Genomic DNA, 25580 nt, shown 5'->3' on the forward strand with positions numbered 1-25580 from the left:
GACTTAGGATATCGTGCGCCTCCGGTGGGAATGAACGCGCGGCGCCGAGCGCTAAAATGAGGTATGCGGAGCTTGCCGGGCGATTGGGTCGAGTGCGGCCCGGTCGAGTGCGACACGGTCCAAGAGGCGCTGTCGGCCCGTTTGGACGGAGAGCGCGAGCCGGTGCCCGCGACCCGGGTCGACGCGCACATGGCCACGTGCGGGGAATGCGCCGACTGGTGGCAGCGCGCGCTCGCCCAGGCGGCCGCGCTGCGGCTGCAGTCCGTCCAGATCGCCCCGATGTTCCACGTGGAACTGCCCGAGCGCAAGGCGTCGTGGCGCTCCCGCTTCTCGGGGTGGCTGCGCGCGGAGCGGTCGCGCAAACGGGACGACGTCGAGCTGCGCCCCCCGGAGGGCGCGCGGTTCGGGCGCAAAACGGGCCACCTGCGCCCCGCCGAGGAGACGGCGGAATGACGGCAGTCCTCGAACCGGACGCGTTGCGCAGATCGCGCTACCAGGTAACGGGCATGACCTGCGGGGCGTGCTCCGCCAGGGTCAGCAGGGCGCTCGCCAAACTCGACGGCGCGAGCGCGGAGGTGAACCTCGCGACCGGGGTGGCCGTCGTCGACGCGCCAAAGGCGGTTTCGCCCGAGCAGATCGTGGCGACCGTCGAGAAAGCCGGGTACTCGGCGGCCCCGATCCAGGCCAACGCCCGAGCGACCGCCCTCGCCGAAGAAGCCGAGCAGGCCGAAGAGCGCCAAGTGCAGGACCTCTTCCGCAGGCTCGCGGTCGCGCTCCTCTTGTTCTTCCCCCTCGCGAACCTGTCCGTCCTGTTCGCCACGGAGCCGAGCCTGCGCGTCACTGGCTGGCAATGGCTGCTCACCGCGCTCGCCCTGCCGGTCGTCCTGTGGTGCGCCGCCCCGATGCGCCGCCGGGCGCTCGCCGCCCTCCGGCACGGCGGGGCGACCATGGACACGCTGGTCACCCTCGGCGTCTGGGCCGCGTTCGGCTGGTCGTTGTGGTCCATGTTCTCCCCCATGGGCACTGCCTCCCCCACGCGCCCGGCCCGGCCCGCGCCGAAGGGGATCCTCGCCACGATCCTCGCCAGCGACAGCGTCTACCTCGAAGTCGCCGCCGGTATCACAGTGTTCGTCCTCGCCGGGCGGTACTTCGAGGCGAAGGCGAGAAAACGCGCCGGGGCCGGAACCCGGGCGCTCGCGGCCCTCGGGGCCAGGGAGGTGACCCTGCTCGTCGACGACGGGACAGGACAGCGCGAGGTCAGAGCCTCGGTCGAGGAGCTGGTCGAAGGCTCGAGCTTTCTCGTGAAGCCCGGCGAGACCATCGCGACGGACGGACTGGTCACCGGCGGGGTCGCCGACGTGGACATGAGCGCGATGACCGGCGAGCCGAACCCGGTCGCGGTCGAGCCCGGCTCCGCCGTGGTCGGCGGCACGATCTGCCTCACCGGGCGGCTCGTCGTCGAGGCGGCCGCCGTCGGAGCGGACACCCGGCTGGCCGGGATGCTGCGACTGGTCGAAGAGGCGCAGGTCGGCAAGGGGAAGGCCACGCAGCTCGCCGACCGGGTCTCGGCCTTCTTCGTCCCCGCCGTGCTGCTCATCTCGGCGGCGACGTTCGCCGGGTGGCTCGTCGCGGGCGCGGCGCCGTCCCGCGCGGTCGGCGTCGCCATCTCGGTGCTGGTCATCGCGTGCCCGTGCGCGCTCGGGCTCGCGATCCCCACCGCGCTCATGGTCGCCGCGGGCCGGGGGGCCCTGCTCGGCGTGTTCTTGAAGGGCCCGAGGGCATTGGAGGCGACCCGCGACGTGGACGCCGTCGTCTTCGACAAGACCGGCGTCATCACCACCGCCAACATGCGGGTGGCGAGCGTGGACCTCGCCCCGGGCACGACCGAGGCCGAAGCCGCGCGGCTCGCGGGCGCGGTCGAGGCCGCCTCCGAGCATCCGGTCGGGGCCGCGATCGTCGCATGGGCGAAGGGCCTGGTCGAGGCCCTGCCCGAAGCCCAAGGCTTCGTCGTGCTGCCCGGCTCCGGCGTGCGTGGCGAGGTCGACGGCTTCGCGGTCGAAGTGACCCGGCCCAACGCAGGCCTCGACCTGCCCGAGAGCCTGGCGAAGGCGGTGCGCCATCGGCAGCGCGACGGCGCCACAGCGGTGGTGCTGCGCAAAGACGGCGCGGCGACAGCCGTGCTCGCCCTCTCCGACACCGTGCAGGAATCGGCGGCGGACGCGGTGCGGCGGCTGCGGGCGCGCGGCCTGCGGCTGCTGCTGCTCACCGGCGACAACGCGGGCGCCGCCCAGCGCGTCGCGGACCAGGTCGGCATCCCCGAGGTGATCGCCGAGGTGGCCCCCGAGGGGAAGGCCGAAGTGCTGCGCCAACTGCAGGACGGCGGGCTGCGAGTGGCGTTCGTCGGCGACGGGATCAACGACGGTCCCGCGCTGGCCGTCGCCGACCTCGGCATGGCCGTGTTCACCGGCACCGACGTCGCGTTGAGCGCCGCCGATGTGATCGTGGTGCGCGACGACCTCGGCGCCGTCCCGGACGCGATCGCCCTCGCCAAGGCGACGCTGCGCACGCTCCGGGGCAACCTCCTCTGGGCGTTCGGCTACAACGTCGCGGCCATTCCGCTCGCCGTCGCGGGATTCGCGAACCCGCTGCTCGCGAGCGCCGCCATGGCCTTCTCGTCCTTCTTCGTCGTCGCGAACAGCCTGCGGCTGCGCAGAGCCGACCTGAGCTGAGCCGACCCGGCCAGAGCAGACCGGCTCCGACCCGGTCCAGTGGCGTCGGACACATTCCAACCAGGGGAGACAACTCCCCCGTCACCGCTCCGACACGATTTCGCATCCGCCGCCGGAGGTCGCCCCCTGCGCCTGGCCGCGAGCCGCAGACTGGGCCGGAGATCGTGGAAACGACCCATTGGAGCTAAGGACTTCGTCATGCTGTTTCGTGTGCTGTCTGATCGGACGCCGCGCGTCCTCCGACGGCGCTCGTCCGTCCTCGCCGCCGTGGTGCTCGCGTCTGGCGCCGCTGGGTCCGCCGCCTGCGCCGATCCGGTCGGGCTGGAGGACGTCACCGAGCACCACGTCACCGACGACGGCTACGACGTCGCGCTGACGCTCTCGGAGATGTCGGTGACCTCGGTGGCGAACATGGCGCAGACCCCGTTCACCCGTGAGGCCTTCGTCTCCGCGAGAGCCTCGGTGGACATCGCCGGAACCGCGAAAGTCCCCGTCAACACAGGTCTTGTGAAACTCGGCTTGCAGGCCTCCTGCCAGATCGACCTGTCCAACGGCCTGGAGATCAACGGCGGCGCCAGCATGAACGCGACGACGCCGGACGCGAATATCCAGGCGGGCGTGCAGGGGGTCGGCACCGACACTGGAACATTGAACCCCGGCGTCAACGGGTACATGGACACCTACCTCAAACCCGGCCAGATCGTCACCGTGCCGGTGTCGGTGAAACAGCTCGCCGGACGAGACGGCGCGACCCGCGTGCTCAACGAGCACGTCAACGTCGACGCCTGCGGCGGCCCGGCGTTCGTGCGCCCCTACGCCGTGGTGCAAGTCTCCACCCCGACCAATGACGACACATTCACTATTTACGGACCGATCGCTCCGTTCTAGGCTGAAGGGATGACGCGCATGCTCCGCCCGCCCGCCCTGGCCCGGGCGCTCGCCGTGGCCGCTATCTGCCTCGCGCCTTCCTGCTCGGTCGCCGCCCTTGCCTCGGCCGACCCCATCGTCCCGGCGCAGAACTCGCCCGACAAACAGAGCTCGCCGGACAAACAGGGCTCGCCGGACAGCCCGGCCAATCCGAGCAGCCCCGACAGCCCGTCGGACAGCGGGGCCAAAGACGACTCGAAAGCGACCGGAGCCAAGCCCGCCGCAGGGGTCTTCCCGGAGAACAACGGCGCGCTGCACACGAGCGTCCAGGCGAACGACCCGATGGCCGCCCCGAAGGACGCCAAGCCCATCATTCCGGCAGGCGACTGAGGCGCCGTATGCCGAACATGCCGCCGTCCGCCCCGCTGGCCCTGCTGGCCTGCCTCTGCGCAGCGGGCCTCGCCCCCGCCGAGGCCGCCGCGCAGCCGGGGCTCTCCGCGCATGGCGTGCTCGAATCGTCGGGCGGGGGCGGCGCGACCGGCCCGTCCGCAGGCGGCTCGTTCGGCAGCGGAGGGGCGACCAGCGGCAACGCCGCTTCGCCGAAGGCGTTCCCGGACAACGACAGCTCGCTGCACTGGAACATCGACTCCGAGCCGCCTGCGCCCCAAGGCAAAAAAGGAGCGAAGCCGATCATCGCGGCGGGGAGCTGAGCGAGGCTCAGCGCGAAGGAACGGGCGCACGGCTCTGCGCGAAGTACTGCTGGGGGAACAAGCAGGCCGACTTGCCTTCGAAAACTGCGAGCGCGCGCTCTCTGGCGATCGAATCGTCGGGAGCTCCCGAAGCCGCCTGGCCCGAGACAAAACCGGCCTCGGCTCCATCCGAACCCTTCGAATGCACTGCCCACGACCTGCCATAACTGTCCGTGAAAAGTTTTTCGTCCACGAGGCCCAACGCCTCCGCCTGCGTCTTGAGCGCCGCAGCGGCCCGCTCCCGGGCCGGGCCTGTGAGCGTGCCCTCGAACACGACATGGCGCAGAACGATCCGCACCGGTTTGACCCCGTGGAACATGTTGTAGGGGTCGCAGGTCGAGTTCTCCGGGGCTTGCTCGCCCCAACGCCAAGTCAAGCCCAAGGAATTGCCGACAGCCTCGTCCGCCGCCCGGGCCAGCGCCGCCTCCACACGTTTCGCGTCCTCCTCCGCCGGGCCGCCCTGGCGCAGCGCCGCCTCGTGCGCGGCGACCTCTTCCGGCTGCGAGTAGTTCGGGTCCAACTGCCGCCCCCACAAGCCGAGCAGGGCGTACCCGCCCACGCACAGCACCACGGAGCCGATGGCCGCCGCGATCACGATCACGTAGGGAACTGGCCGCAGCCTCGACTTCCCGTTCGCCATGCGCCCAGCCTACCGAGCAGGCCCCCTGCGCTCCGATCTGGATCGGAGCCACGCCGAGAGCAGCACCACGAGCATGAGCAAGAACGCGCAGAAGACGGCTCCGACCCACCACTGCGCGGCATGGACCGGCAGAACCCTGCCGAACGCCCTGCGGTCTTCCGCGTAGCCCATGCCGAGGACCCGGCCCAACGCCGACGGCCACTCCTCCTGGTCGGATGCGTCGGGCGTCAGCCAGCAGATCAGCGTGAACAAGGCGAGCTGCGCCGCGACCGAGCCGAGGGCCAACCAGCGGCCCGCGCTCCGACCCGGCTGGAACACCCCGCCCTGCCGCCACAGCAACACCGCGACCACGACGAGGACCAGGTACCAGACCAGCCACACCGGGCCGAGGAAGACGAACAGGCCGACGAACGCCCAGCCCATGCCCCCGAGCAAAGCTTTCGCCAGAACATCCAGCACGGGCAGCGCGATCACGACGACGGCCGCCGACCGGGCGGGCGTTCGCGGCTTCACTGCCGCAAGGAGTCCGCCGGGGCGGCCATGTTCCGGCGCTGGTACCAGTCTTCGCGCAGCCGGGCGGGGGTCGTGCCCCGGATGAGCGCCGCTTGCGCCGAAGCCAGGTCGACCCGCTGCCCCTCGGGGCCGAAGAAGCTCACGTCGTGGTTGTTCGGGTCGTCCACGAGCTGGCGCAGCCCGGTCGCCCCCGCCTCAGCCGCCCGTTCGCGCACGATCTCGAACGCCTTCGGCCAAGCAGGCTCGGGGATGGGGCCCTCGAACACCGCGTGGCGGGTGGAGAACCGGGTCGCCCTGGTGTCCGCGCCGGGGTCCTCCGCGCAGCCGATCGAGCCGCCTTCGCTCATCCAGGTCCAGGACAGCCCGGGAACGAGGGCGGCGACATCGTCCGCCGCCCGGGCGATGAGGGACTCGAGCTCCTCGCGCGCCCGTTCCGCCGTCCCTTTGCCGTGCAGCAGCGCCTCGAACTGCGCGACCTGTTGGCTGGTCATGTGTTTCTGCTCCGACACCACGGCTACGGCCCTTCTACTGCGAGTTCGGGGTGTCCGGACGCGATCGCGGCCATGTTGTAGCCGCCCATGGTCAGATACCCGTTGGCACCTGTCGCATAGTAGTCCGAGTGCCCGTGGTCCGCGTCGTGCTGCACCCCGTCGCCGGGCCCCGCCCCCTCGGTGGTGGCGAGGCGGGTGATCCAGGAGAGGCTGGCCGGGTCGGGGCCGTACACGGGCAGCAAGCCGGGGACGACGCCGATCGGGTCGTCGGCGGCGTGCTCGTCGTAGACGTGCCCTGGCTGCACGTTGAGCGTGCCAGCGTTGTCGTTGTTGGTCAGCTCGATGCCCGGCGAGCCGTAGAAGAGCACGTCGCTCACCACCCCCTTCGGCACCTGTTCCATCGCGAACGCCGTGGTGAGCGAGCCGTAGGAGTGCCCGAACGCGGTGATCTGCGGCGCGGTGCGGGTGTCGCCGTCTGCGGGATGCCATGCGGCGCCGAGGCCCTCGTAGAAGCCGGCCAGTTTGTCCGCGCCGGTGTGCGCGAGCGTGTCGGTCGCGTAGGAGGCCACGTCAGCCCACTGCGGAGTCTCGTAGCCCAGCCACGCGATCGTTGCGACGCTGTCCTTGCCCTGGCCCGCCTTTTCCAGGATCGCCTGCGTGTCGTCCTGCAACGCCTGCGCCGCGTTCGCCCTCGGGGCGAGACTGCTCTCCAGCGTGGTGCCGACGCCGATCGTGGTGGCCGAGATGTGGTCGGCCGTGTCCGGGTTGCCGATGGAAATCGCGCCCAACGCCTGCTTCGAGCTCGAAGTCGTGTCCAAGAGCATGAGCAAGGCGTTCGGATGGTCCTTGAGGGTCTGGTCGACCGCGTCGAGGTCTCTCAGCTTCTGCTGGACGCCGCTGAGCTGGTTCTTTTTGTCGAACTCAAGGGCCCCGCCGAGGAAGCTGCCCGAGATCTCCTGCTGCAGCTGCGTCGCCTGCGCCTGGAGGGCGGCGCGGTAGCCGGGCTCGAGCGCCCGGTTCGCCGCGTCTCTCGCCACGGCGCTCACGCCGTCGCGATTGCCGATCCAGTCGGGGTGGTTCGCGATCACGTCCTGCTGTTGGGCGGGGTTGAGCCCGTTCCACCACGCGGCGTTCTCGGTCGCGGTCCCGTTCGCGGGCGGCTCGGGGAGCGCCGGAGCAGCCGCCGGGGCCACGAGCGCCGCTGTCTTCGCGGCTGCGGCAGGCACGTCCTGCGCCTGCGCGAGCACCTGGCCCGCGCGCTCGTCGAGCCGGTCGGCCTCGACGATCAGGGACTTGGCCTCGGACTCGACGGCTCGGATCTGCGCGAGCCGCGCGTTGTCCACCTTCGTCGGACGCGTGAAGCGCACGTTGCCGCTGTCGTCCAGAGCGCCCCCGAGCGCGGCGGCCTGCTGGTCGAGGTTCTTGAGCTTGCCTTGCAGTTGGGCGAAGCCCGCGTGCATCTCCCGCGTGAGCGCGAGCACCGGGGCGATCCTTGCCTCGTCCTGGCGCAGGCCGTCCGCGACTCCCCGGAAGCTCGTGCGCGCCGCGTCGGCGGCAGAGCCTGCCCACCCGCCGAGGCTGGTCGCCTTCGCGAAACCGGTCCGGGCTTCGACGAAGCCTTCCGCACGGGAGGCCAACGACTCCCCGAGCTGCGCGAACATCCCGATGTCCAAACCTCGAAGATCTGTCAGACGCATGCCGTCGCCCCTCACACCGCTGCGGCGAGGCTCGTCGCGTTCTCGCCGTCGATCCGCTCGTACTGGCCCGCCGCGTACGCGACGTCCTCTCCGGCCTGGGCGAACGAGGACACCACCGCTTTGCTCCGCGCCACCTCTTTGTCGGCGAAAGACTCGAACGCGCCCGCCGAGCGCAGGACCTGCCATCCGGCCTTCGCGAGCTCGAGCGCCTGGTCGCTCGCTGCGAGCTTGCCCTTCGTCTCCTCCGCGAGGTCGGCAAGCCGCCCTGCCCCGCCGCGCAGCTCGTCGAGGCTGGCTGCGACGCGCGAAACTTGGCCCGAGAGATGCATCATGCGTTCCTTTCGCGACGGCATGCCGGAGGGCACTACGGCCAGGAACACCATTGTCCGCCAAAAAATTGAACGCCGCGTGATACACGGGGGAACAGCCAGCCACAGGTGCGCCTCAAAAATGCACCAAACCCCCTGGGAAAGGGTACATCCCAGGGGGTTCGGCAGAATTATTGGAGGATATTCAGGTAAAAAGCCTGAAGCGTCGAAACGCTTGCTTGGCGCGTCTCTTACTTGGCGTGCTCGAGGACTTCGACCAGGCGCCCAGCCAGCTCCGTGTCGCGGAGAGGGGCCGGATTGCTTGGCGTGTTCGAGGACTTCGACCAGGCGCCCAGCCAGCTCCGTGTCGCGGAGAGGGGCCGGATTACTTGGCGCGCTCGAGGACCTCGACCAGGCGCCAGTGCTTGGTCGCGGAAAGGGGCCGGGTCTCCATGATGCGCACAGTGTCGCCGATGTGGGCATCCTGCTGCTCGTCGTGGGCCTTGACCTTCTTGGTGGTCCGGATGATCTTGCCGTACAGCGGGTGGCGGTGCCGGTCGGTCAGCTCGACCACGATGGTCTTGTCCATCTTGTCCGAGACGACGACGCCGGAACGGACCTTGCGGCGGCTCCGCGCCTCGGCGGTGGCCTCTTCAGTCTTCGTCGCGGTCATTCTTTGTCATCCTCGGTCTTCTCGGTCTTTGCCTTCTTCGCGGCCTTGGTCTTCGCCGGAGCGGCTTCCGGCTCGGGGGAAAGACCCAGCTCGCGCTCGCGGATCACGGTGAACACCTGGGCGATTTCGCGCTTGACCTCGCCAGCCCGGCTGTTCTTGCTCAGCTGGCCGGTGGCGAGCTGGAAACGCAGGTGCAGCGCCTCTTCTTTCAGCTTGCCGAGCTGCTCGACCAGAGCGTCGCGGCCCTGTTCGCGCAGGTCTGCGGCCTTCGTGCGGTGTGCCATCAGAATTGCTCCTCTCGCGTCACAATGCGCGTCTTCAGCGGCAGTTTGTGCTGCGCGCGACGAAGCGCCTCGCGAGCGGTTTCCTCATTCGGGAAGGTCATCTCGAACAGAACCCGGCCCGGCTTCACGTTGGCGATCCACCACTCCGGCGAGCCCTTGCCGGAACCCATTCGGGTCTCAGCGGGCTTCTTGGTGAGCGGACGGTCCGGGTAGATGTTGATCCACACCTTGCCGCCACGGCGGATGTGCCGGTTGATGGCGATACGCGCGGACTCGATCTGCCGGTTGGTGACGTACGCAGGCTCAAGGGCCTGGATGCCGAAGTCGCCGAAGGTGACCTTCGTGCCGCCCTTGGCAGCGCCCGAACGGCTCGGGTGGTGCTGCTTGCGGTGCTTGACTTTACGTGGAATCAGCATGGCTCAGGCCTCCTGACCTGACTCAGTGGTAGCGGTCTCCGCAGCAGGCTCCGCGGGGGACTCGACAGCCCGGCCCGCCTCGGTGCTCGTCGCGGTGGTGCCAGAGGCGCCGGAGCGACGCGGACGCGCAGCGCGGTCGCGGTCGCCGCCGCGACGGGCGCCTGCCTCCTCGGCAGCAGCGAGCTGGGCGGCGTGCTCGACGCGGCCGCCGACGATGTCGCCCTTGTAGATCCAGACCTTCACGCCGATGCGGCCGAAGGTGGTCTTGGCCTCGTGGAAGCCGTAGTCGATGTCGGCGCGCAGCGTGTGCAGCGGCACCCGGCCCTCGCGGTAGTACTCGGACCGGCTCATCTCAGCGCCGCCGAGACGGCCGCCGCACATGACCTTGATGCCCTTAACCTGCTGGTGGCGCATCGCGGACTGGATCGCCTTGCGCATCGCGCGGCGGAACGCCACACGGTTGGACAGCTGCTCGGCGACGCCCTGCGCGACGAGCTGGGCGATGGTCTCGGAGTTCTTCACCTCGAGGATGTTCAGCTGCACCTGCTTGCCGGTGAGCTTCTCCAGCTGGCCGCGAATGCGGTCGGCCTCAGCGCCGCGGCGGCCGATGACGATGCCCGGACGCGCGGTGTGGATGTCCACCCGCACTCGGTCGCGGGTGCGCTCGATCTCGACCTTCGCGATGCCCGCGCGCTCCATGCCGGAGACGAGCAGCTTGCGGATCTGGATGTCTTCCTTGACATAGTCCTTGTACTGCTTGTCCGCGAACCAACGGGAGCGCCAGTCAGTGGTGATGCCCAGGCGGAAGCCATGGGGATGGATCTTCTGTCCCATTTACTTCTCGCCTCCCTTCTTGGTAGGAGCCGTCTTCGAGGTCTTCGAGCTGGCGACACGCTTGGCCCGGCTCTGGTTGTCGGTGGCGAGCGCCGCCGCGACCTCGATGGTGATGTGGCTCGTCCGCTTGCGGATCTTGTAGCTGCGGCCCTGGGCGCGCGGCTGGAAGCGCTTGAGCGTCGGCCCCTCGTCGGCGAACGCCTTCGAGACGACCAGGGTCGAGCGGTGCAGGTTCAGGTTGTGCTCCGCGTTGGCGACAGCGCTCGCGAGGATCTTGGAGACCTCGTACGTCGCAGCCTGGGGCTGGAACCGGAGGATCGCCAGAGCCTCGTCGACACGCTTGCCCCGGATCAGGTCGACCACGCGGCGGGCTTTCGTCGCCGAGAAGCGCGCGCCCTTGAGCGAGGCGTGCGCGGACGGGTTCTCTTGGTCAGTGCTCATCGACGCTTCGCCTTTCGGTCCTCTTTCACATGGCTGCGGAAGGTGCGGGTCGGCGCGAACTCGCCCAGCTTGTGCCCGACCATCGACTCGCTCACGAACACGGGGACGTGCTTGCGCCCGTCGTGCACCGCGAAGGTGTGCCCGACAAAGTCGGGGAGGATGGTCGAACGACGCGACCAGGTCTTGATGACCTGATGGGTGTTCTTCTCGTTCTGTCCGTCCACCTTCTTGAGCAGGTGGTCGTCGACGAACGGGCCTTTCTTCAAACTACGTGGCATCGTTCAGTTCCCTTCTACCGCTTGTTCTTCCCGGTGCGACGGCGGCGCACGATGAGCTTGTCGCTCTCTTTGTTGGCCCGGCGGGTGCGGCCCTCCGGCTTGCCCCACGGGCTCACCGGGTGACGGCCACCGGAGGTCTTGCCCTCACCACCACCATGCGGGTGGTCGACCGGGTTCATGACGACGCCACGGACGGACGGGCGGATGCCCTTCCAGCGGTTGCGGCCCGCCTTGCCCCAGTTGATGTTGGACTGCTCGGCGTTGCCCACCTCGCCGACCGAAGCGCGGCAGCGCGCGTCGACGTTGCGGATCTCGCCGGACGGCATACGCAGCTGGGCGTAGGGGCCGTCCTTCGCGACGAGCTGCACGGCGGAGCCCGCCGAGCGCGCGATCTTCGCGCCGCCGCCCGGACGCAGCTCGATGGCGTGGACCACCGTACCGGTCGGGATGTTCCTCAGCGGCAGGTTGTTGCCGGGCTTGATGTCGGCCTGGGGGCCGGTCTCGACCACGTCGCCCTGCTTGAGCTTCGCCGGGGCGATGATGTAGCGCTTCTCGCCGTCCGCGTAGTGCAGGAGGGCGATCCGCGACGTGCGGTTCGGGTCGTACTCGATGTGCGCGACCTTGGCGGGCACGCCGTCTTTGTCAGCGCGACGGAAGTCGACGAGCCGGTAGGCCCGCTTGTGGCCGCCACCCTGGTGACGGACGGTGACCCGGCCGTGGGCGTTGCGGCCGCCCTTGTTGTGGAGGGGACGCAGGAGCGACTTCTCCGGGGTGGAGCGGGTGACTTCGGCGAAGTCGGAGCTCGAAGAGCCTCGGCGACCAGGGCTGGTCGGCTTGTGCTTGCGAATTGCCATGATTCTCTGTCCTCAGTCCTACGCGTTCGCCGTCGTGAAGATGTCGATGGGCTTGCTCTCGTCGGTCAACGACACGAGGGCCCGCTTGGTGTCGGGGCGCTTGCCGATACCGTTCCGGCTGCGCTTGCGCTTGCCGACCCGGTTGATGATGTTCACCCGCGCCACCTTGACGCCGAAGATCTTCTCGACGGCAAGCCTGACCTCGATCTTGTTCGCGGTCGGGCGCACGATGAAGCTGTACACCTTGGTCTCGGCGAGCGCGAAGGACTTCTCGCTCACCACAGGACGGATCAGCACGTCGTGCGGATCGGCCGGGATGCTCGCGATGGTCATGCCTGCACCTCTTCCTTCTTGTTGACCTTGTGCTGCTCGATGAAGGTCGTGAGCGCCTCGAGGGAGAACACGATGTCATCGCTCTTGAGCACGTCGTACGTGTTGAGCTGGTCCGGGGTCAGAAGGTGCGCGTGCGGCAGGTTGCGCACGCTCTTCAGGCCCGCCTCGTCGGCACGGCCGAGCACCACGAGGAGCCGGGGCCGCACAGAGAGCGAGTCGAGGAACGCGTTGGCCTTCTTGGTCGACGGGGTCTGCCCGGCGACCAGCTCGTCCACAATGTGGATGCGCTCGGCGCGCGCCCGGTCGGAGAGGGCTCCGCGCAGGGCGGCGGCCTTCATCTTCTTCGGGGTGCGCTGGGAGTAGTCGCGCGGCTGCGGGCCGTGGACGACGCCGCCGCCGGTGAAGTGCGGGGCGCGGGTCGAGCCCTGGCGGGCGCGGCCGGTGCCTTTTTGCTTGTACGGCTTGCGACCGCCGCCGGAGACTTCGCCCCGACGCTTGGTCTTGTGCGTGCCCTGGCGCGCGGCGGCGAGCTGCGCGGTCACCACCTGGTGCAAGAGGGAGATATTGGCCGTGGCGTCGAAGATCTCCGCAGGGAGGTCGAACGTGCCGGCGCTCTTGCCGTCAGCGGCGTGGATCGTGACGGTGAGGCTCATTGCGCCACCCCTTTCTTCACAGCAGTGCGCACGAACACCAGGCCGCCGTCACGGCCGGGCACAGCGCCCTTGATGAGGAGCACACCGGCCTCCGGGTCCGCCCGGAACACGGTGAGGTTCTGTGTGGTCGTCTTCGCGTTGCCCATGCGGCCTGCCATCCGGGTGCCCTTGAAGACACGGCCGGGGAAGGCGCAGGCGCCGATGGAGCCCGGACGGCGGTGCACTTTGTGCGCGCCGTGCGCGGCGCCCTGGCCCTTGAAGCCGTGGCGCTTCATGGTGCCCGCGAAGCCCTTGCCCTTGCTGGTGCCGGTCACGTCGACCAGGTCGCCAGCCTCGAACACCGAGACGTCGAGCTGCTGGCCGACCTCGTACCCGGAGGCGTCTTCGAGACGAAGCTCCGCGAGGTGGCGGCGCGGGGTGACCCCGGCCTTCTCGAACTGCCCGGCCAACGGCTTGTTGACCTTGCGGGGGTCGATCTGGCCGAACGCCAGCTGGATGGCCGAGTACTTGTCGCGCTCGGCGGTGCGGACCTGCGTGACGACGTTGACGCCGGTGCGGATCACGGTCACGGGGACGACGCGGTTGCGCTCGTCGAAGACCTGGGTCATGCCGAGCTTCGCGCCCAACAGGCCCACGCGGTTCTTAGAAGTGGTAGAAGTCATTTGAGCGGCCTCACTGGATGTTCACGTCGACGCTGGCAGGCAGGTTGATGCGCATGAGCGCGTCGACCGTCTTCGGCGTGGGGTCGAGAATGTCGATCATGCGCTTGTGGGTGCGCATCTCAAAGTGCTCACGCGAGTCCTTGTACTTGTGCGGAGAGCGAATCACGCAGTACACGTTCTTCTCCGTGGGCAAGGGGACCGGGCCGACAACGCTCGCGCCGGTACGGGTGACCGTCTCAACGATCTTGCGCGCGGACGCGTCGATAGCCTCATGGTCATACGCCTTGAGCCTGATGCGGATCTTTTGTCCCGCCACTAGTGCCTCGTTTCTCCTGCGCCCAGCCTTGCTGGCACGCCAAATGGCCGCTCTTTCGCTTTCATGGTTCTTCGGCCGACTCCCCGGAGCCTTGCGCTCCATCTGGGTCAGCCAAGTTGGTCAGCAGCGGTAGGATTCGTATCGAACCCAGGCCGCGCACAACCCCGCCGCCCTCACGAGCAGCGCTGTTCAGTATGCACGAGACGCCCCGGCCTGCGCAAGTCCCCTGGTCGAAGCGTCGACCAGGGCCCTCCAGCCGGGCCGCGCCCGGGCCGATGGCTAAGTTACCGACCAGTAGGTTAGTATTTCGCCATACTCCGCGCACCGCCACTATATAAGGAGCCCCCATGGCACTGCTCAGGACGAAACCCGTCGCCTCGAAGACCGAACTGGCCCTGCGCGGCACGACGGTCGGGCGGGCGTGGCTCAAACTCGGCAAATTCCTCCCCGGCCGGATCGCCTTCTCCGCCGCCTACGCCCTGAAGGCGCCGTACTTCGCCACCATCACCCCCTACGTGCGCAAGATCGAGCCCGGCCGCGCCGAGGTCTCCGCCCCGTCGTGGTTCTTCACCCACAACCACATCGGCACGTTCCACGCCATCGCCTCCTGCAACTCCGCCGAGGCGGCCATGGGCCTGGTGATGGAGGGCTCCACCCCCTCGACGCACCGCTGGCTCCCCAAAGGCATGACGATCAACTACTTGAAGATCGTCAAAGGCGGCGTCCGCACGACCGCCTACCTCCCCGACGGCTTCGAGTTCAGCTCGATCACCGAGGGCACCGACGTCCCCGTCCACTTCTCGGTGGTCGACTCCACCGGGACCGAAGTCGCCAACGGCACCATCACGACCTGGGTCAGCCCCAAGCCTCCCCGCTCCTAGTTCTGAGGCGGCGAGCTGCTGCGTTGCCGGCTCCTCGCGTACTACTTCCGCAAGTCCCCCACTCGCTGAGCTCGTGGGTGGCGCCCCCACCCTCTTACTCGTACGCCACGTCGCCTTCCGCCTTGCATCTCATCCACCTCAGAACTAGGCCAGCCGATTACCACTCGCATGCGTTGCGGGCATACGGTTCCGCTAACATTCTCGCCATGGGCATCCTCCAGAAGATCGCCCGCGGGAGATACGCGGGTCGGGCGGTCGTCACCATCGTCGGCGCGAGCCTCGCGATGAGCGCTTGCCAGGACAAAACCCCCGCTGTCGCGCCGACGACGACCTCGCCCAAGATCGACGTGCACTGGTCCTCCGACCTGCCCGCCGTCATCGCCTACCAGGGCGGCGTCGGCTACGGGCTGGGGCAGACCGAGCCCACCGTGCGCAACGCGGTCCAGAACGTCGGGGTCAGCGTCGTGCACATCCCCGTGGTGCTCGACAACAACGGCACCGCGATCGCCTGGCCGAGCACGAGAATCTCCGACTCGAAGTGCTCGCGGGCCGAAGGGTGGACGCCCGCCGACCCCAACGCCCCCGACCCGGTCGGCGCGTACATCTACAACTTGGGCGACGACGCCGTCCTGCAAGGCCTGGTCTGCGACAAGACCGACCCGGCCTACCCGAGCCAGGACCAGAACGCGCCCGCGGGCTCCAAGCCGCGCAAGCTCGTCGACCTCCTCAAGATCGGCACGACCTACGACCAGGCGCTCCAGCACCTCTGGTTCGACATCGAGCTCGTCACCGACCCGGTGGACAAGAAGAACACCGCCACCCCCGAGCAATATGTCGCCGCCGTTGTCAGGGCCGTGAAAGAGGCCCGGTTCGACAACATCGTCATCTCCAGCTACGACTGGCGCACCCTCCCCCTCGTGCACCAAGGCTTCAAAGTCGGCACCGAGGAGTTCCCCGGCCTGACCACCACCCCGACCGTCGCGCTGGTCCGGGCCGACACCTTCTACCCCGGCAGCCCCTGGATCGGCGGCCTGAACCTCGAAGAGGTCCACGGCGACCTCATCGAAGCCGCCGCCAAGCTCGGGGTCAACGGACTCGCCCCCGACTTCCTCGCCTCCCGGCCGCTGCCGCAGCCCGACGGGCAAGCCCCGCCCGGACAGACGAGGCCGCTCCTGGTCACCAAACAGTTCCTCGAGCGCGCCCACAAAGCCGGGCTGAAAGTCTTCCCGCAAGTCATCAACAACCGCAACGACATGGTGCAGCAGCTCAAGGTCTGCCAAAGCTCGGACACCCAGCCGCATCTCGACCAATGCGTCGACGGCCTGATCACCGCGTACCCCGACCTGCTCAACACCGTGCTCGGCGAATTCGGGGCCAACCGGCCCGCAAAACTCTCCCTACGCTGATCGGACACGCAACAGCACATATGAGCACCACCCCGACTCCCGACGTCCTCGCCGCCCGTTACGCCACGAAAGAGCTTGTCGCGCTCTGGTCGCCCGCAACGCGCATCGTCCTTGAGCGCGAGCTCTGGATCGCGGTGCTCAAAGCGCAGATCGAGCTGGGCGTCCCCGGCGGGGACGCGGCAGCCGTCGCCGACTACGAGCGCGTCAAAGAGCAGGTCGACCTCGGCTCCATCGCCGCCCGCGAGCGGGTCACCCGCCACGATGTGAAGGCCAGGATCGACGAGTTCAACGCCCTCGCCGGACACGAGCTCGTGCACCGGGGCATGACCAGCCGGGACGCCACCGAGAACGTCGAGCAGTCGGTCATCCGCGCCTCGCTCGTCCACGTCCGCGACCACGCGGTCGCCGCGTTGGCCCGGCTCGCCGAGCGCGCCGCGCAATACGCCCCGACCATGCTGGTCGCCCGCAGCCACAACGTGCCCGCGCAGGCAACCACCCTCGGCAAGCGGTTCGCCACCTGCGCGCAGGAGCTGCTCATCGCCGTGCGGCGGCTGGACGAGCTCATCGAGCGCTACCCGCTGCGCGGGATCCAGGGCCCGGTCGGCACCGCGCAGGACATGCTCGACCTCCTCGACGGGGACCGCGACAAGTTCGCCCAGCTCCAACGCCGCGTCGCCGAGCACGTCGGGTTCACCGAGGCCCTCGTCAGCGTGGGACAGATCTACCCCCGCTCCCTCGACCACGACGTGGTCTCCGCCCTGGTCCACCTCGCGGCCGCGCCCTCCTCGTTCGCGCACACGCTGCGCCTCATGGCGGGCCAGGAGCTGGCCACCGAGGGGTTCCAGCCCGGCCAGGTCGGCTCCTCGGCGATGCCGCACAAGACCAACCCGCGCACCAGCGAGCGGATCAACGGCCTCGCCGTCGTGCTGCGCGGCTACGCCTCGATGACCGCCGAGCTCGCCGGAGCCCAGTGGAACGAGGGCGACGTGTTCTGCTCGGTCGTGCGGCGAGTCGCCCTGCCGGACGCCTTCTACGCCATCGACGGCCTGCTGGAAGGCTTTTTGACCGTGCTCGCCGAGTTCCACGCGTTCGAGCCGGTCATCGAGCGCGAGGTCGCCCGTTACCTGCCGTTCCTCGGCACCACGCGAATCCTCATGGCCGCAGTGCGCGCGGGCGTCGGGCGCGAGGCCGCCCATGAGGCCATCAAAGAGCACGCGGTGGCGCTCGCGAACGACATCCGCGAGCGCGGGGCCGAGCCGGACCTGCTCGCGAGGCTCGCCGAGGACGGGCGGCTCGGGCTCTCCAGGACGCAGCTCGACGCGGCCCTCGCCGACCGAGACGTCTTCCTCGGGGCGGCCGACGCCCAGGTCCGCGCCATTGTCGCCGAGGTGGAGGCCGTCGTCGCGAAGCATCCCGCCGCCGCCGCGTACCGCCCGGGCTCGATCCTGTAGCAGGCCGCGAGCCGCCCCTTTCGGGCTTCGAAATAGTTAGCTTCCGCTATTGATATACACTTGAAGGCATGATCGTCTCCAAGCTCTCTCGCCGAGCACTCGGCGGACTGTTGTCCCTGATGCCCTTGTTCGCGGTCCCTGCGACGCTTTCGACCGCGCAGGCCGCCCCCGGCGGCTGCGCCCAATACGACATCTCCTTCGCGCGGGGCACCCACGACTCGCCCGGCCTCGGGTCGGTCGGCGACGCGTTCGTGAGCTCGGTGAAGGCCAAGGCGCCCGGCAAGACGTTCAGCGTCTACGCGGTCAACTACCCCGCCAGCTTCGACTTCGGGAAGGCGGGCGAGGGCGCGGGCGACCTGTCCGCGCACCTGCAGGACGTGGCCAACCGGTGCCCGGACACGCAGTTCATCCTCGGCGGGTACTCCCAGGGCGCGGCGGTCATCGACTCGGTGATCTCGCTCGGCATCCCGGTCGGCGGCTTCTACAGCAGCCCGCTCCCCGGCGACGTGGCCAACCGCATCGCCGCAGTCGCGCTGTTCGGCGACTTCGTCCACCGGTTCTTCAACGGCCCGCAGCCGATCTTCATCACCCCCGAGCTCGGCGGCAAAGTCACCGACATCTGCGCGGACGGCGACCCGATCTGCTGGAACCTCGACGGCGACTTCGACACCCAGAAGGCCGATTTCGACCAGAACCACGTCTCGTACGTCTCCCGAGGGCTGACGAGCCAAGCCGCCGACTTCGTGGTCGGCCAAATCAGCTAGGACCAGATCAGCGAAGGAGCAGGGCCCATGTCCAAGCCGCCGCGTTCGAGACAAACTGCCGCCCTCTGGGCGGCCGCGCTCCTCGCGGCGGCCGGACTGGCCCTCGCGCCGCCGCAAGCCCCCGAGGCGAGGGCCGCAGGCTGCGCCGACGTGGACGTCGCGTTCGCGCGGGGCACGGACGAGCCCGAGGGCACGGGGTTCGTCGGCGAGAGCTTCACCGACGCGCTGACCGAGCGGCTGCCCGGCAGGACGATCACGGTCTACGCCGTCGACTACCCCGCGACGCTCGACGCGCCGAGCGCGGGAGCGGGCGGGAACGACCTCAGCCGCCACATCCAGAACATCGCCAGGACCTGCCCGAGCACGAAAATCGTGATCGGCGGGTACTCGCAGGGCGCCGCTGTGGTCGATCTCGTCGTCACGACGCGCCCCCTGCCGTTCACGTCGGTGACCGTGCCGTTCCTCGGCGAGATCTCCCTGGCCGACTCCGGCTTCGACTCCCTGCCGCCCGCTTCGGTGTTCCCGCATATCGCGGCCGTGGCGCTGTTCGGCAACCCGAGCCACTACGTGTACCCGCACCCGTTGCCGATGCCGCAAGGGCTCGAAGCCCGGACGGCCGACCTCTGTGTGGGCGGCGACCCGGTGTGCACCCCGCCCGACTCCGGACCGACCTACTTCGCCAACCACCTGCTCTACGTGCAAAACGGCCTCGCCGACCAGGCCGCCGATTTCGTGGTCGACCAACTCGGCCTGCCTGCCGCCCAGAGGAGCGCCCCTGCTCCCGTCCCAGCCGAGACCGGCCAGTCGGACGACGACGGCTCCCCCGATGGCGAGTGAGCGCCCGTCCGCCGCAGATCGCCGGTTGAGCGTCGGCGTCCTCGTCAGCCAGCAAAAGGCGCCCTCCTACGCCGCGCTGCGCGACGTGGCGGCCCGCGCCGAGGAGCTCGGCGCGGACGTCGTCTTCAACACCGACCATTTCTTCCCGTGGAGCGGGGATCCGGCGGGCGCCCATTTCGAGTGCTGGACGATGCTTGCCGCCTGGGCGGAGCAGACCGAACGGGTCCAGCTCGGCGCGCTCGTCACCGGCGCGGGGTACCGCAACCCCGACCTCTTGGCGGACATGGCCCGCACGGTCGACCACATCAGCGCGAAGCCGTCCGGGTCCGGGCGCTTGATCCTCGGCCTCGGCGCGGGCTGGTTGGAGCGGGACTACGCCGAGTACGGCTACGAGTTCGGATCGGCCGGATCGAGGATCGGCCTCCTGGCCGAAAGCCTGCTCCGGATCAAGGCCCGCCTCGGGAAGCTCAACCCGCCGCCCGCGGGTCCATTGCCGATCCTGGTCGGCGGGGGCGGGGAGCGCAAGACGCTGCGCGTGGTCGCCGAGCACGCCGACATCTGGCACAGCTTCAGCGCGCTGCCCGAGCTGCGGCGCAAGAGCGCGGTGCTCGCGGAGCATTGCGCGGCGACCGGGCGCGACCCCGCCGACATCGTCCGCGCCGCCTCGTGGTCGGGGCCGCAGCTCACCGACGATCTCGTCGCGGCAGGAGCGAGCCTGATCGTCTGCGACACCTCCGCCCCCGACTACAGCCTCGAGCCCTTGCGGGCCGCGCTCGCCTGGCGAGACCAGTGGCGTTGAATTCCCGCCACAGGACTAGGCTCGTTCAGGCGACGACATCCGTCCGCGAACCGTGAGGAGCAGTCAACGCCATGCCTCTTGAGCTTGAGCACAGCCGGAAAATCCTGACCAGCCTCGCGATCCCGATCATTTGCGCCCCGATGGCGGGCGGCCCGAGCACCCCGAGGCTCGCCGCCGCCGTGAGCAACGCAGGCGGCCTCGGTTTCGTCGCGGCGGGCTACCTCAGCCCGCAGGCGACGGCCGAGCTGGTGGACAAGACCCGGGAGCTGACGGTGCACCCGTTCGGACTGAACATCTTCGTCCCCAGCCCCGACCCCGTCGACCATGCGGCCATCGCCGCGTACCGCGAGCGCCTGCTCCCCCTCGCCGAAGCGGCTGGCGTCGACCTGCCCGAGGCGGCGGACGAGGACCCCGTGCACCCCGACGACGACTTCTTCAGCCAGAAGGTGGGCGTCGCCATCGACCGAGAGGTCCCGCTCGTCTCCTTCACCTTCGGCCTGCCGCCCGCCGATGTGGTCGCTGAGCTGCAGGGCGCGGGCGTCGCAGTGGTGGCGAGCGTCGCCAGTCCCACTGCGGTGAAAGCCGCCGCCGACCTCGGCGTGGACGCGATCGTCGTGCAAGGCCCCGACGGGGGCGGGCACCGCGCGACGCTCTCCAACCACGAGAAGCCCGACAGCCTGCAGCTCTCCGACCTGGTGATCGCGGCGACCGAGGCGACCGAGACCCCGGTCATCGCGGCAGGCGGCATCAGCCGAGGGCCCCAGATCGCCGAGCTGCTCGACCTCGGCGCAGTCGCCGCGCAGCTCGGGACGGCGTTCCTCCTCGCCGACGAGGCCGGCACCAGGCCCGCGCACCGCGAGGCGCTGTCCGATCCCCGGTTCGTGGAGACGACAGTCACCTCCGCGTTCTCCGGGCGGCCTGCGCGCGGCCTGCGCAACGCTTTCATCGACGCGCATTCCGCGCACGCCCCGAACGAGTACCCGCAGCTGCATTGGCTCACCACGCCGCTGCGCGCCGCTGCGGCCAAGCGCGGGGACGCGGAGGCGATCAATCTCTGGGCCGGGGTCGGATACCGCGAGACCCAGGCAGAGCCGGCTTCCGTGATCCTTTCCGCGCTCTGGGAGAGCGCCGTCGCCGCCCGCGCCGAGCACGACCGGTCATGAGCATGGCATTCGCGAAACGCGTCCTGCTCTGGGCCGTGCCCTTCGTCCTGCTGTTCGGCGCCGCAGCCGGATTCCAAGCCTGGCGGGAGCAGCAGCAAGGGAAGACCGCGCTGTCCGCGGCCGAGCAGAAGCTCGACCGGTTCCGCCCCAGCGACTGTTTGACGACACAGCCCGCGCGGACCGGGATAGAGGCAGGGGACCTGCTGCTCACCGACTGCTCCTCCGCAGGGCTCACCCTCTCGGTCGGCCTCAAAGTCAAAGGCTCGGACGAATGCCCCGGCCCCCGCTACTTCATCTACCGGGTCAAGCTCGACGAGCGCCAGGTCGGAGCGCTCTGCCTGGTCGAGAACCTGCGCGAAGGCCACTGCTACACCGACAGCGCCACCCCGCCGCTGCACGAGGAGGTCGCCTGCTCGTCCAGCGCGCAAGAGGCGGAGTCCGTCAAAGACCTCCGCGTGGTCAAGGCGGTGGAAGGCTCCGACGACCCCTCGGCCTGCTTCGACTCCACCGCCGTGGCCTACCCCGAGCCCAAACGGGTGTACTGCATGGGTTCCCCGATCGGTTGAGTCCTAGCGCCGCTCGACCAGCTTCTGCAGCATCGCGTTGTACGCGGCGAGCTCGTCGTCCTCGTAGTCCACGGCGTGCCGGTCGGCCCGGTCGGCGGCCCGCCGGTCCGCTTTCGCCCACTGGTAGAGCAGCGCGCCCACCACGAACACGATGGGGATCTCGCCGCTGGTCCACGCCACCGCCCCGGCGACCCGCTGGTCCGCCACGAGGTCGGCCATCCACGGCAGCCCGAGCCACCGGTAGAAATTCCCGCCGATGATCTCGTCCGAGGACAGCACCGCCACCCCGAAGAAGGCGTGGAACGGCATGACCGCGAACAGCATGCCCAGCCTCGCCAAATGCGGCAGCCGCCGGGCTCCGGGGTCCACGCCGACGATCGCCCAGTAATACGTGTAGCCGATGACCAGGAAATGGGCGGTCATCAGCAGATGCCCCCAGTGGTACTGGACCAGCAGCCCGAAGATCGGCGTGAAGTACAGCCCGTAGAGGGAGACGACGAAGAGGCCGACCGCGACAAGCGGGTGCGCGAGGAGCTGGACGAGCCGGGAGTGCACGAGCGCGAGCGCCCATTCGCGCGGCCCGGTCATCTCCTGCCTGGCGGGCGGCACCGCGCGCAGGAGCAGCGTCACCGGGGCGCCGAGCACGAGGAAGACCGGGACGAACATGTTGAGCCCCATATGCGAGACCATGTGGTAGCTGAACTGGCCCGCCGCGTAGCGCCCGACCCCCGAGGAGGTCACCAGCAGCAGCAAGAGGCAGCCGACGAGGAACGAGGCCGTCCGCCACGGCGACCACTCGTCCCCGCGTCCGCGCAGCCTGTGCGCCCCGACCAGGTACGCGACGGCGATGAGCACCGCGAGCGCGCCGAAAACAAAGTCGAACCGCCACGCGGTCATGAGCCGCCACACCGTCGGCGGGCCGGGGAAGTCGAATCCGAGCAACAGCTCGGACACCGAGAACGACTGGCCCGCGAACGCCGGAGCAGGCTGGATCGACATCGCCTCCGCAGCGGCGAGCAACAAGGCTCCGCCGCCCGAGACCAGGGCGGGCCTGCGGGCGACGACCCCGAACACCACGGGCGCCAAGAGCGCGGCGGAGAACAGCCCCAGCCTGCCGTACCACGTGGCGGCGAGGGCGGAGAGCGGGACGAGCAGGAAGCCGAGCACCGCAGCCCCCGCCACAACGGCGCCCAGCGCGAGGACCATGATCCGACGTGCCCGCCGCTCGGCGGCTTCTCGGTCCTCCGTCCACGCGCCGCGCAGCTGCGCGGCGACGCCGACGAGCACGGACAGGCCGACGCTGGTCCAGACAGCCGCGCCGGTCGCGAAGTCGTGGTTCGGGCCGTCGCCCGCGTTCTCCACCGTCCACGGCGCGATCACGGCGAGCGCCGAAAGCCATGCCAGCCCAGCGCACGCGGCCCAGGCGAGGCAGAACCGCGAGGCGAGCGCGACCACCGTCGCGAGCGCGGCGACCACGAGCCACGCGCCCGCGCGCTCGGAGACCGCAATGAGCGAGACCAGCCTGCCGACCGGGTCCTCGACATACAGCAGGTCCCACGGCGCCCGACCGGCCTGGACCGTCGCGCTCGTCACCGAGGCGGCGAGCGCGCTCACCGCCCAGACCGGGCTCGCCCGTTCCGCCGTCCGCAATCCCGCGTAGCCGCGCGGCCCCAGCCGCATCTGCCCGTTCGTCCTGGTGCAGCAGAGCGCGAACACGAGGCCGCCGAGGCACAGCGCGCCGGTGAAACTTGCTGCGAACTGCACCGCCGCCTGCACGGACAATGCCGCCGTTCCTGGATAGAGGCCGCCAACTGCGGCATACGGGTCGGGCCCGATACAGGCGGCAGCCGTGACCGCCGCACTGAGGCCGATGAAGGCAAGGAAGAACATCGAGGACCATTGTCCCACTTCGCCAGAGGCAGGCCGACCACGCTGCTCAGCGCACGGTCAGGCGTGGTGGTGCAGTGCTGGTCGGTTGGGCTGGCCCAGTGGACGGTTCCATCGGGTTCTTGGCGGTCTCGCCAACGGCCATGCGTTTTGGCGCGGTGGCAGCAGAGCCCCTTCGAGTTGCGGAGGTTGTCGAGAGCTACCCGCGCACCGCTGCCGCTTCCAGGCTGCGCGATTGCCAGCTGGACCTGCTGGCCGCGATCTTGGTGTGCCGGACATTGCTCCAATGTCGCCGGAGGCATCGGGCGAACCTCAGTCAGGTTTCGGCGACGTATGGTCTGCGCTACGTCCACGCACGATAGATTGCCCCTCTTATGTGCCGCGTCTGGGATTTTCTTGGATAAAGAGCGCACTTTTAGACAAAGAGCGCATTCTTTGGGAAATTTCTGCGTCTCCCACATAAAATTCCGATTCAACAACTAGCTGATAACAATACGCAAAAACACCGGCACCCGCCCCGCGTCGATTCCTCGGGAGTTCTTTTCATGCGTTTTTCGCGTAGAAATCAGAAATATCCGTCCCCACTCAAATCGGTGAAGACCCGTCCAGGCCTCGTTGGCGGCAGTATAGGCGCCCTGTCAGGTGTCACAGCCTTAGCCGTCGGCCTCGCTTCGTTCACCCAGACCACGGGTCCGCAAGTCTTCCATGCTGGCACTACCCTCCCCTCCGATTCTGCCCTTCTGGCTTTCGACAGCGACAAAGCCGCGAACAGCCTCTCTTTCCAGTTCGTCGACGAGCATAGCGGCGGGTCGTCCACCGGCGGCGGGTCGTCCACCGCTCATAGCTCCTCTTCGGGCGGCGGGTCGTCCTCGGGCGGCGGGTCGTCCTCGGGCGGCGGGTCGTCCACCGGCGGCGGGTCGTCTTCGGGCGGCGGGTCGTCCACCGCTCATAGCTCCTCTCCGGGCGGCGGGTCGTCCTCGGGCGGCGGGTCGTCTTCGGGCGGCGGGTCGTCTTCGGGCGGCGGGTCGTCCACCGCTCATAGCTCCTCTTCGGGCAGCGGGTCAGCCACCGGCAGCGGGTCAGCCACCGGCAGCGGGTCAGCCACCGGCAGCGGGTCAGCCTCCAGCAGCGGGTCAGCCTCCAGCAGCGGGTCATCCTCCAGCAGCGGGTCATCCTCCAGCAGCGGGTCAGCCTCCAGCAGCGGGTCATCCACCGCTCATAGCTCCTCTTCGGGCAGCGGATCGTCCACCAGCGGGTCAGCCTCCAGCAGCGGGTCAGCCACCGGCAGCGGGTCAGCCACCGGCAGCGGGTCAGCCACCGGCAGCGGGTCAGCCACCGGCAGCGGGTCATCCTCCAACGGATCGTTCTCGGGCGGGTCCAGCAGCGCTGTGAACGCCGCGGAGCGCGCAGCAGGTGGAACTGGCACAACAAGCTCGACCGGCACAACAAGCTCGACCGGCGCGACCACAACCAAGCCAGGCGCAACCAACACAACCGGCGGCACCAGCTCCACGAGCACCTCCAAGCCAGGCTCGACCGGCACAACAAGCTCCACGAGCACAGGCGCAACCGGCGCAACCAACACAACCGGCGCAACCAACACAACCGGCGCAACCGGCGCAACCGGCGCAACCGGCGCAACCGGCGCAACCGGCGCAACCGGCGCAACCGCAACCAAGCCAGGCTCGACCGCAACCAAGCCAGGCTCGACCGCAACCAAGCCGGGCTCGACCGGCACAACAAGCACGAGCGCCACGAAGCCAGGCTCGACCGGCACAACAAGCTCCACGAGCACAGGCACAACAAGCACGACCGGCACGGGCGTATTCAAAGGCATCGGCTCTTCGATCGGTGGAAACATTGGCTCGGCAACTGGCTCAGTGGTCGGTGGGGCGATCGCGAGTGTCGCCCCAGCCGCAGGCGGCGCGTTGGGCGGCGTGGTCGGCGGTGTCGCAGGCGCTGCGGTCGGCGGGGCGGTCGGGCTCTTGGGGGCGGGGGTCGGCACGGTGGCCGGCGCGCCGGCGCTCGGTGCTGCCGGAACCGCCATAGGCACCATGCTCGGCAGCGGGGTCGGCAAATTGGCAGGCA

The 25580-nt window shown here is 69.3% G+C and carries 33 protein-coding genes; 14 read left to right on the forward strand and 19 right to left on the reverse strand.

The window, feature by feature from the left end; genetic code table 11:
- Nucleotides 1-63: 63 nt before the first annotated feature.
- The 5 genes from ACRC20_RS11380 (at nt 64) to ACRC20_RS11400 (ending at nt 4306) form a co-directional block, all read left to right on the forward strand.
- The gene (locus ACRC20_RS11380; RefSeq protein ID WP_438686494.1) at nt 64-453 is read left to right on the forward strand and encodes a zf-HC2 domain-containing protein; all 390 of its coding nucleotides are present in this window, start codon (nt 64-66) and stop codon (nt 451-453) included.
- Entirely contained in the window at nt 450-2729 is a 2280-nt protein-coding gene (locus ACRC20_RS11385; protein ID WP_438686495.1) for a heavy metal translocating P-type ATPase, read from the forward strand. Before ACRC20_RS11380 ends, ACRC20_RS11385 begins: the two co-directional genes overlap by 4 nt.
- A 198-nt stretch (nt 2730-2927) precedes the next feature.
- On the forward strand, nt 2928-3617 hold the full coding sequence (locus tag ACRC20_RS11390) for an MspA family porin (RefSeq protein ID WP_438686496.1): 690 nt from the start codon (nt 2928-2930) through the stop codon (nt 3615-3617).
- A gap of 9 nt (nt 3618-3626) precedes the next feature.
- Nucleotides 3627-3986 carry a hypothetical protein gene (locus ACRC20_RS11395; protein ID WP_438686497.1) on the forward strand — a complete coding sequence of 120 codons (360 nt, stop codon included), beginning with the start codon at nt 3627-3629 and terminating at the stop codon, nt 3984-3986.
- Between the two features lie 8 nt (nt 3987-3994).
- Nucleotides 3995-4306, forward strand: a complete 312-nt coding sequence (locus tag ACRC20_RS11400) for a hypothetical protein (protein ID WP_438686498.1) — start codon at nt 3995-3997, stop codon at nt 4304-4306.
- A 7-nt stretch (nt 4307-4313) separates the two neighbouring features.
- On the opposite strand, the gene ACRC20_RS11405 is transcribed toward ACRC20_RS11400, so the two are convergent.
- The 16 genes from ACRC20_RS11405 to rpsJ all read right to left on the reverse strand — a co-directional run bounded on the left by ACRC20_RS11405 (nt 4314) and on the right by rpsJ (nt 13738).
- Nucleotides 4314-4985, reverse strand: coding sequence for an LppA family lipoprotein (locus tag ACRC20_RS11405; RefSeq protein WP_438686499.1), 672 nt, complete (start codon nt 4983-4985; stop codon nt 4314-4316).
- A 9-nt stretch (nt 4986-4994) separates the two neighbouring features.
- Complete coding sequence (locus ACRC20_RS11410; protein ID WP_438686500.1) at nt 4995-5498, reverse strand: hypothetical protein; 504 nt, start codon at nt 5496-5498, stop codon at nt 4995-4997.
- A complete protein-coding gene (locus ACRC20_RS11415; protein WP_438686501.1) occupies nt 5495-5989 on the reverse strand; it encodes an LppA family lipoprotein in 495 nt (164 codons plus the stop codon). The genes ACRC20_RS11410 and ACRC20_RS11415 overlap by 4 nt, the downstream gene beginning before the upstream one ends.
- Nucleotides 5990-6012: 23 nt before the next feature.
- A complete protein-coding gene (locus tag ACRC20_RS11420) occupies nt 6013-7686 on the reverse strand; it encodes an alpha/beta hydrolase (protein ID WP_438686502.1) in 1674 nt (557 codons plus the stop codon).
- 11 nt (nt 7687-7697) lie between these two features.
- Complete coding sequence (locus ACRC20_RS11425; RefSeq protein WP_438686503.1) at nt 7698-8018, reverse strand: glycogen synthase; 321 nt, start codon at nt 8016-8018, stop codon at nt 7698-7700.
- 361 nt (nt 8019-8379) lie between these two features.
- Nucleotides 8380-8667: a 30S ribosomal protein S17 gene (gene rpsQ / locus ACRC20_RS11430; protein ID WP_438686504.1), complete on the reverse strand. Its 288-nt coding sequence runs from the start codon at nt 8665-8667 to the stop codon at nt 8380-8382.
- On the reverse strand, nt 8664-8951 hold the full coding sequence (gene rpmC, locus ACRC20_RS11435) for a 50S ribosomal protein L29 (protein WP_438686505.1): 288 nt from the start codon (nt 8949-8951) through the stop codon (nt 8664-8666). The genes rpsQ and rpmC overlap by 4 nt, the downstream gene beginning before the upstream one ends.
- Nucleotides 8951-9367, reverse strand: a complete 417-nt coding sequence (gene rplP, locus ACRC20_RS11440; protein WP_007469123.1) for a 50S ribosomal protein L16 — start codon at nt 9365-9367, stop codon at nt 8951-8953. Before rplP ends, rpmC begins: the two co-directional genes overlap by 1 nt.
- Nucleotides 9368-9370: 3 nt before the next feature.
- Nucleotides 9371-10201, reverse strand: coding sequence for a 30S ribosomal protein S3 (gene rpsC / locus ACRC20_RS11445; RefSeq protein WP_438686506.1), 831 nt, complete (start codon nt 10199-10201; stop codon nt 9371-9373).
- Nucleotides 10202-10642, reverse strand: a complete 441-nt coding sequence (gene rplV / locus ACRC20_RS11450; RefSeq protein WP_438686507.1) for a 50S ribosomal protein L22 — start codon at nt 10640-10642, stop codon at nt 10202-10204.
- Nucleotides 10639-10920, reverse strand: coding sequence for a 30S ribosomal protein S19 (gene rpsS, locus ACRC20_RS11455; protein WP_007469120.1), 282 nt, complete (start codon nt 10918-10920; stop codon nt 10639-10641). The genes rplV and rpsS overlap by 4 nt, the downstream gene beginning before the upstream one ends.
- A gap of 14 nt (nt 10921-10934) precedes the next feature.
- Nucleotides 10935-11774 carry a 50S ribosomal protein L2 gene (rplB, locus tag ACRC20_RS11460; protein WP_438686508.1) on the reverse strand — a complete coding sequence of 280 codons (840 nt, stop codon included), beginning with the start codon at nt 11772-11774 and terminating at the stop codon, nt 10935-10937.
- A gap of 18 nt (nt 11775-11792) precedes the next feature.
- Nucleotides 11793-12107, reverse strand: a complete 315-nt coding sequence (gene rplW / locus ACRC20_RS11465) for a 50S ribosomal protein L23 (protein ID WP_438686509.1) — start codon at nt 12105-12107, stop codon at nt 11793-11795.
- Nucleotides 12104-12760 (reverse strand): 50S ribosomal protein L4, encoded by a 657-nt coding sequence (rplD, locus tag ACRC20_RS11470; protein ID WP_438686510.1) that lies wholly within the window; start codon nt 12758-12760, stop codon nt 12104-12106. Before rplD ends, rplW begins: the two co-directional genes overlap by 4 nt.
- Complete coding sequence (gene rplC, locus ACRC20_RS11475; protein ID WP_438686511.1) at nt 12757-13422, reverse strand: 50S ribosomal protein L3; 666 nt, start codon at nt 13420-13422, stop codon at nt 12757-12759. Before rplC ends, rplD begins: the two co-directional genes overlap by 4 nt.
- 10 nt (nt 13423-13432) lie before the next feature.
- Nucleotides 13433-13738: a 30S ribosomal protein S10 gene (gene rpsJ, locus ACRC20_RS11480; RefSeq protein WP_013137093.1), complete on the reverse strand. Its 306-nt coding sequence runs from the start codon at nt 13736-13738 to the stop codon at nt 13433-13435.
- A 347-nt stretch (nt 13739-14085) separates the two neighbouring features.
- On the opposite strand from rpsJ, the gene ACRC20_RS11485 reads away from it, so the two are divergent.
- From ACRC20_RS11485 to ACRC20_RS11520, 8 genes are all read left to right on the forward strand, one after another.
- The gene (locus tag ACRC20_RS11485; RefSeq protein ID WP_438686512.1) at nt 14086-14619 is read left to right on the forward strand and encodes a hotdog fold domain-containing protein; all 534 of its coding nucleotides are present in this window, start codon (nt 14086-14088) and stop codon (nt 14617-14619) included.
- 206 nt (nt 14620-14825) lie between these two features.
- The gene (locus tag ACRC20_RS11490; protein WP_438686513.1) at nt 14826-16025 is read left to right on the forward strand and encodes a hypothetical protein; all 1200 of its coding nucleotides are present in this window, start codon (nt 14826-14828) and stop codon (nt 16023-16025) included.
- Nucleotides 16026-16045: 20 nt separating this feature from the next.
- Entirely contained in the window at nt 16046-17476 is a 1431-nt protein-coding gene (purB, locus tag ACRC20_RS11495) for an adenylosuccinate lyase (protein ID WP_438686514.1), read from the forward strand.
- 68 nt (nt 17477-17544) lie between these two features.
- Complete coding sequence (locus ACRC20_RS11500; RefSeq protein ID WP_438686515.1) at nt 17545-18240, forward strand: cutinase family protein; 696 nt, start codon at nt 17545-17547, stop codon at nt 18238-18240.
- A 27-nt stretch (nt 18241-18267) separates the two neighbouring features.
- Nucleotides 18268-19077, forward strand: coding sequence for a cutinase family protein (locus ACRC20_RS11505; protein WP_438686516.1), 810 nt, complete (start codon nt 18268-18270; stop codon nt 19075-19077).
- On the forward strand, nt 19067-19876 hold the full coding sequence (locus tag ACRC20_RS11510; RefSeq protein WP_438686517.1) for an LLM class F420-dependent oxidoreductase: 810 nt from the start codon (nt 19067-19069) through the stop codon (nt 19874-19876). The genes ACRC20_RS11505 and ACRC20_RS11510 overlap by 11 nt, the downstream gene beginning before the upstream one ends.
- A gap of 71 nt (nt 19877-19947) precedes the next feature.
- Nucleotides 19948-21039: a nitronate monooxygenase gene (locus ACRC20_RS11515; protein ID WP_438686518.1), complete on the forward strand. Its 1092-nt coding sequence runs from the start codon at nt 19948-19950 to the stop codon at nt 21037-21039.
- A complete protein-coding gene (locus ACRC20_RS11520; protein ID WP_438686519.1) occupies nt 21036-21605 on the forward strand; it encodes a hypothetical protein in 570 nt (189 codons plus the stop codon). The genes ACRC20_RS11515 and ACRC20_RS11520 overlap by 4 nt, the downstream gene beginning before the upstream one ends.
- Before the next feature lie 3 nt (nt 21606-21608).
- On the opposite strand, the gene ACRC20_RS11525 is transcribed toward ACRC20_RS11520, so the two are convergent.
- From ACRC20_RS11525 to ACRC20_RS11535, 3 genes are all read right to left on the reverse strand, one after another.
- Nucleotides 21609-23495, reverse strand: a complete 1887-nt coding sequence (locus ACRC20_RS11525) for a cytochrome c oxidase assembly protein (RefSeq protein ID WP_438686520.1) — start codon at nt 23493-23495, stop codon at nt 21609-21611.
- Nucleotides 23496-24528: 1033 nt separating this feature from the next.
- Nucleotides 24529-24705 (reverse strand): hypothetical protein, encoded by a 177-nt coding sequence (locus ACRC20_RS11530; protein ID WP_438686521.1) that lies wholly within the window; start codon nt 24703-24705, stop codon nt 24529-24531.
- Between the two features lie 3 nt (nt 24706-24708).
- Entirely contained in the window at nt 24709-25353 is a 645-nt protein-coding gene (locus ACRC20_RS11535) for a hypothetical protein (RefSeq protein ID WP_438686522.1), read from the reverse strand.
- Between the two features lie 19 nt (nt 25354-25372).
- On the opposite strand from ACRC20_RS11535, the gene ACRC20_RS11540 reads away from it, so the two are divergent.
- The coding region (locus tag ACRC20_RS11540; RefSeq protein ID WP_438686523.1) for a hypothetical protein at nt 25373-25580 on the forward strand (208 nt) is incomplete at its 3' end.

Origin of the sequence: Segniliparus sp., from assembly GCF_051660745.1 — a bacterium.
GTDB lineage: Bacteria > Actinomycetota > Actinomycetes > Mycobacteriales > Mycobacteriaceae > Segniliparus.

Excerpts from the sequence above, each read along its gene's own strand:
- ACRC20_RS11380 (WP_438686494.1), top strand. The coding sequence starts at position 64 with ATGCGGAGCTTGCCGGGCGATTGGGTCGAGTGCGGCCCGGTCGAGTGC.
- rpmC (WP_438686505.1), bottom strand. The coding sequence starts at position 8,951 with ATGGCACACCGCACGAAGGCCGCAGACCTGCGCGAACAGGGCCGCGAC.
- ACRC20_RS11520 (WP_438686519.1), top strand. The coding sequence starts at position 21,036 with ATGAGCATGGCATTCGCGAAACGCGTCCTGCTCTGGGCCGTGCCCTTC.
- rpsQ (WP_438686504.1), bottom strand. The coding sequence starts at position 8,667 with ATGACCGCGACGAAGACTGAAGAGGCCACCGCCGAGGCGCGGAGCCGC.
- rplW (WP_438686509.1), bottom strand. The coding sequence starts at position 12,107 with ATGACCATCGCGAGCATCCCGGCCGATCCGCACGACGTGCTGATCCGT.
- ACRC20_RS11425 (WP_438686503.1), bottom strand. The coding sequence starts at position 8,018 with ATGATGCATCTCTCGGGCCAAGTTTCGCGCGTCGCAGCCAGCCTCGAC.
- ACRC20_RS11485 (WP_438686512.1), top strand. The coding sequence starts at position 14,086 with ATGGCACTGCTCAGGACGAAACCCGTCGCCTCGAAGACCGAACTGGCC.
- ACRC20_RS11505 (WP_438686516.1), top strand. The coding sequence starts at position 18,268 with ATGTCCAAGCCGCCGCGTTCGAGACAAACTGCCGCCCTCTGGGCGGCC.
- rplP (WP_007469123.1), bottom strand. The coding sequence starts at position 9,367 with ATGCTGATTCCACGTAAAGTCAAGCACCGCAAGCAGCACCACCCGAGC.
- ACRC20_RS11490 (WP_438686513.1), top strand. The coding sequence starts at position 14,826 with ATGGGCATCCTCCAGAAGATCGCCCGCGGGAGATACGCGGGTCGGGCG.
- rplV (WP_438686507.1), bottom strand. The coding sequence starts at position 10,642 with ATGAGCACTGACCAAGAGAACCCGTCCGCGCACGCCTCGCTCAAGGGC.
- ACRC20_RS11420 (WP_438686502.1), bottom strand. The coding sequence starts at position 7,686 with ATGCGTCTGACAGATCTTCGAGGTTTGGACATCGGGATGTTCGCGCAG.
- ACRC20_RS11395 (WP_438686497.1), top strand. The coding sequence starts at position 3,627 with ATGACGCGCATGCTCCGCCCGCCCGCCCTGGCCCGGGCGCTCGCCGTG.
- ACRC20_RS11400 (WP_438686498.1), top strand. The coding sequence starts at position 3,995 with ATGCCGAACATGCCGCCGTCCGCCCCGCTGGCCCTGCTGGCCTGCCTC.
- rplD (WP_438686510.1), bottom strand. The coding sequence starts at position 12,760 with ATGAGCCTCACCGTCACGATCCACGCCGCTGACGGCAAGAGCGCCGGC.
- rpsC (WP_438686506.1), bottom strand. The coding sequence starts at position 10,201 with ATGGGACAGAAGATCCATCCCCATGGCTTCCGCCTGGGCATCACCACT.
- ACRC20_RS11500 (WP_438686515.1), top strand. The coding sequence starts at position 17,545 with ATGATCGTCTCCAAGCTCTCTCGCCGAGCACTCGGCGGACTGTTGTCC.
- ACRC20_RS11385 (WP_438686495.1), top strand. The coding sequence starts at position 450 with ATGACGGCAGTCCTCGAACCGGACGCGTTGCGCAGATCGCGCTACCAG.
- ACRC20_RS11515 (WP_438686518.1), top strand. The coding sequence starts at position 19,948 with ATGCCTCTTGAGCTTGAGCACAGCCGGAAAATCCTGACCAGCCTCGCG.
- ACRC20_RS11405 (WP_438686499.1), bottom strand. The coding sequence starts at position 4,985 with ATGGCGAACGGGAAGTCGAGGCTGCGGCCAGTTCCCTACGTGATCGTG.
- purB (WP_438686514.1), top strand. The coding sequence starts at position 16,046 with ATGAGCACCACCCCGACTCCCGACGTCCTCGCCGCCCGTTACGCCACG.
- rplB (WP_438686508.1), bottom strand. The coding sequence starts at position 11,774 with ATGGCAATTCGCAAGCACAAGCCGACCAGCCCTGGTCGCCGAGGCTCT.
- rplC (WP_438686511.1), bottom strand. The coding sequence starts at position 13,422 with ATGACTTCTACCACTTCTAAGAACCGCGTGGGCCTGTTGGGCGCGAAG.
- ACRC20_RS11525 (WP_438686520.1), bottom strand. The coding sequence starts at position 23,495 with ATGTTCTTCCTTGCCTTCATCGGCCTCAGTGCGGCGGTCACGGCTGCC.
- ACRC20_RS11510 (WP_438686517.1), top strand. The coding sequence starts at position 19,067 with ATGGCGAGTGAGCGCCCGTCCGCCGCAGATCGCCGGTTGAGCGTCGGC.
- rpsS (WP_007469120.1), bottom strand. The coding sequence starts at position 10,920 with ATGCCACGTAGTTTGAAGAAAGGCCCGTTCGTCGACGACCACCTGCTC.
- ACRC20_RS11390 (WP_438686496.1), top strand. The coding sequence starts at position 2,928 with ATGCTGTTTCGTGTGCTGTCTGATCGGACGCCGCGCGTCCTCCGACGG.
- ACRC20_RS11415 (WP_438686501.1), bottom strand. The coding sequence starts at position 5,989 with ATGACCAGCCAACAGGTCGCGCAGTTCGAGGCGCTGCTGCACGGCAAA.
- ACRC20_RS11535 (WP_438686522.1), bottom strand. The coding sequence starts at position 25,353 with ATGTTTCCACCGATCGAAGAGCCGATGCCTTTGAATACGCCCGTGCCG.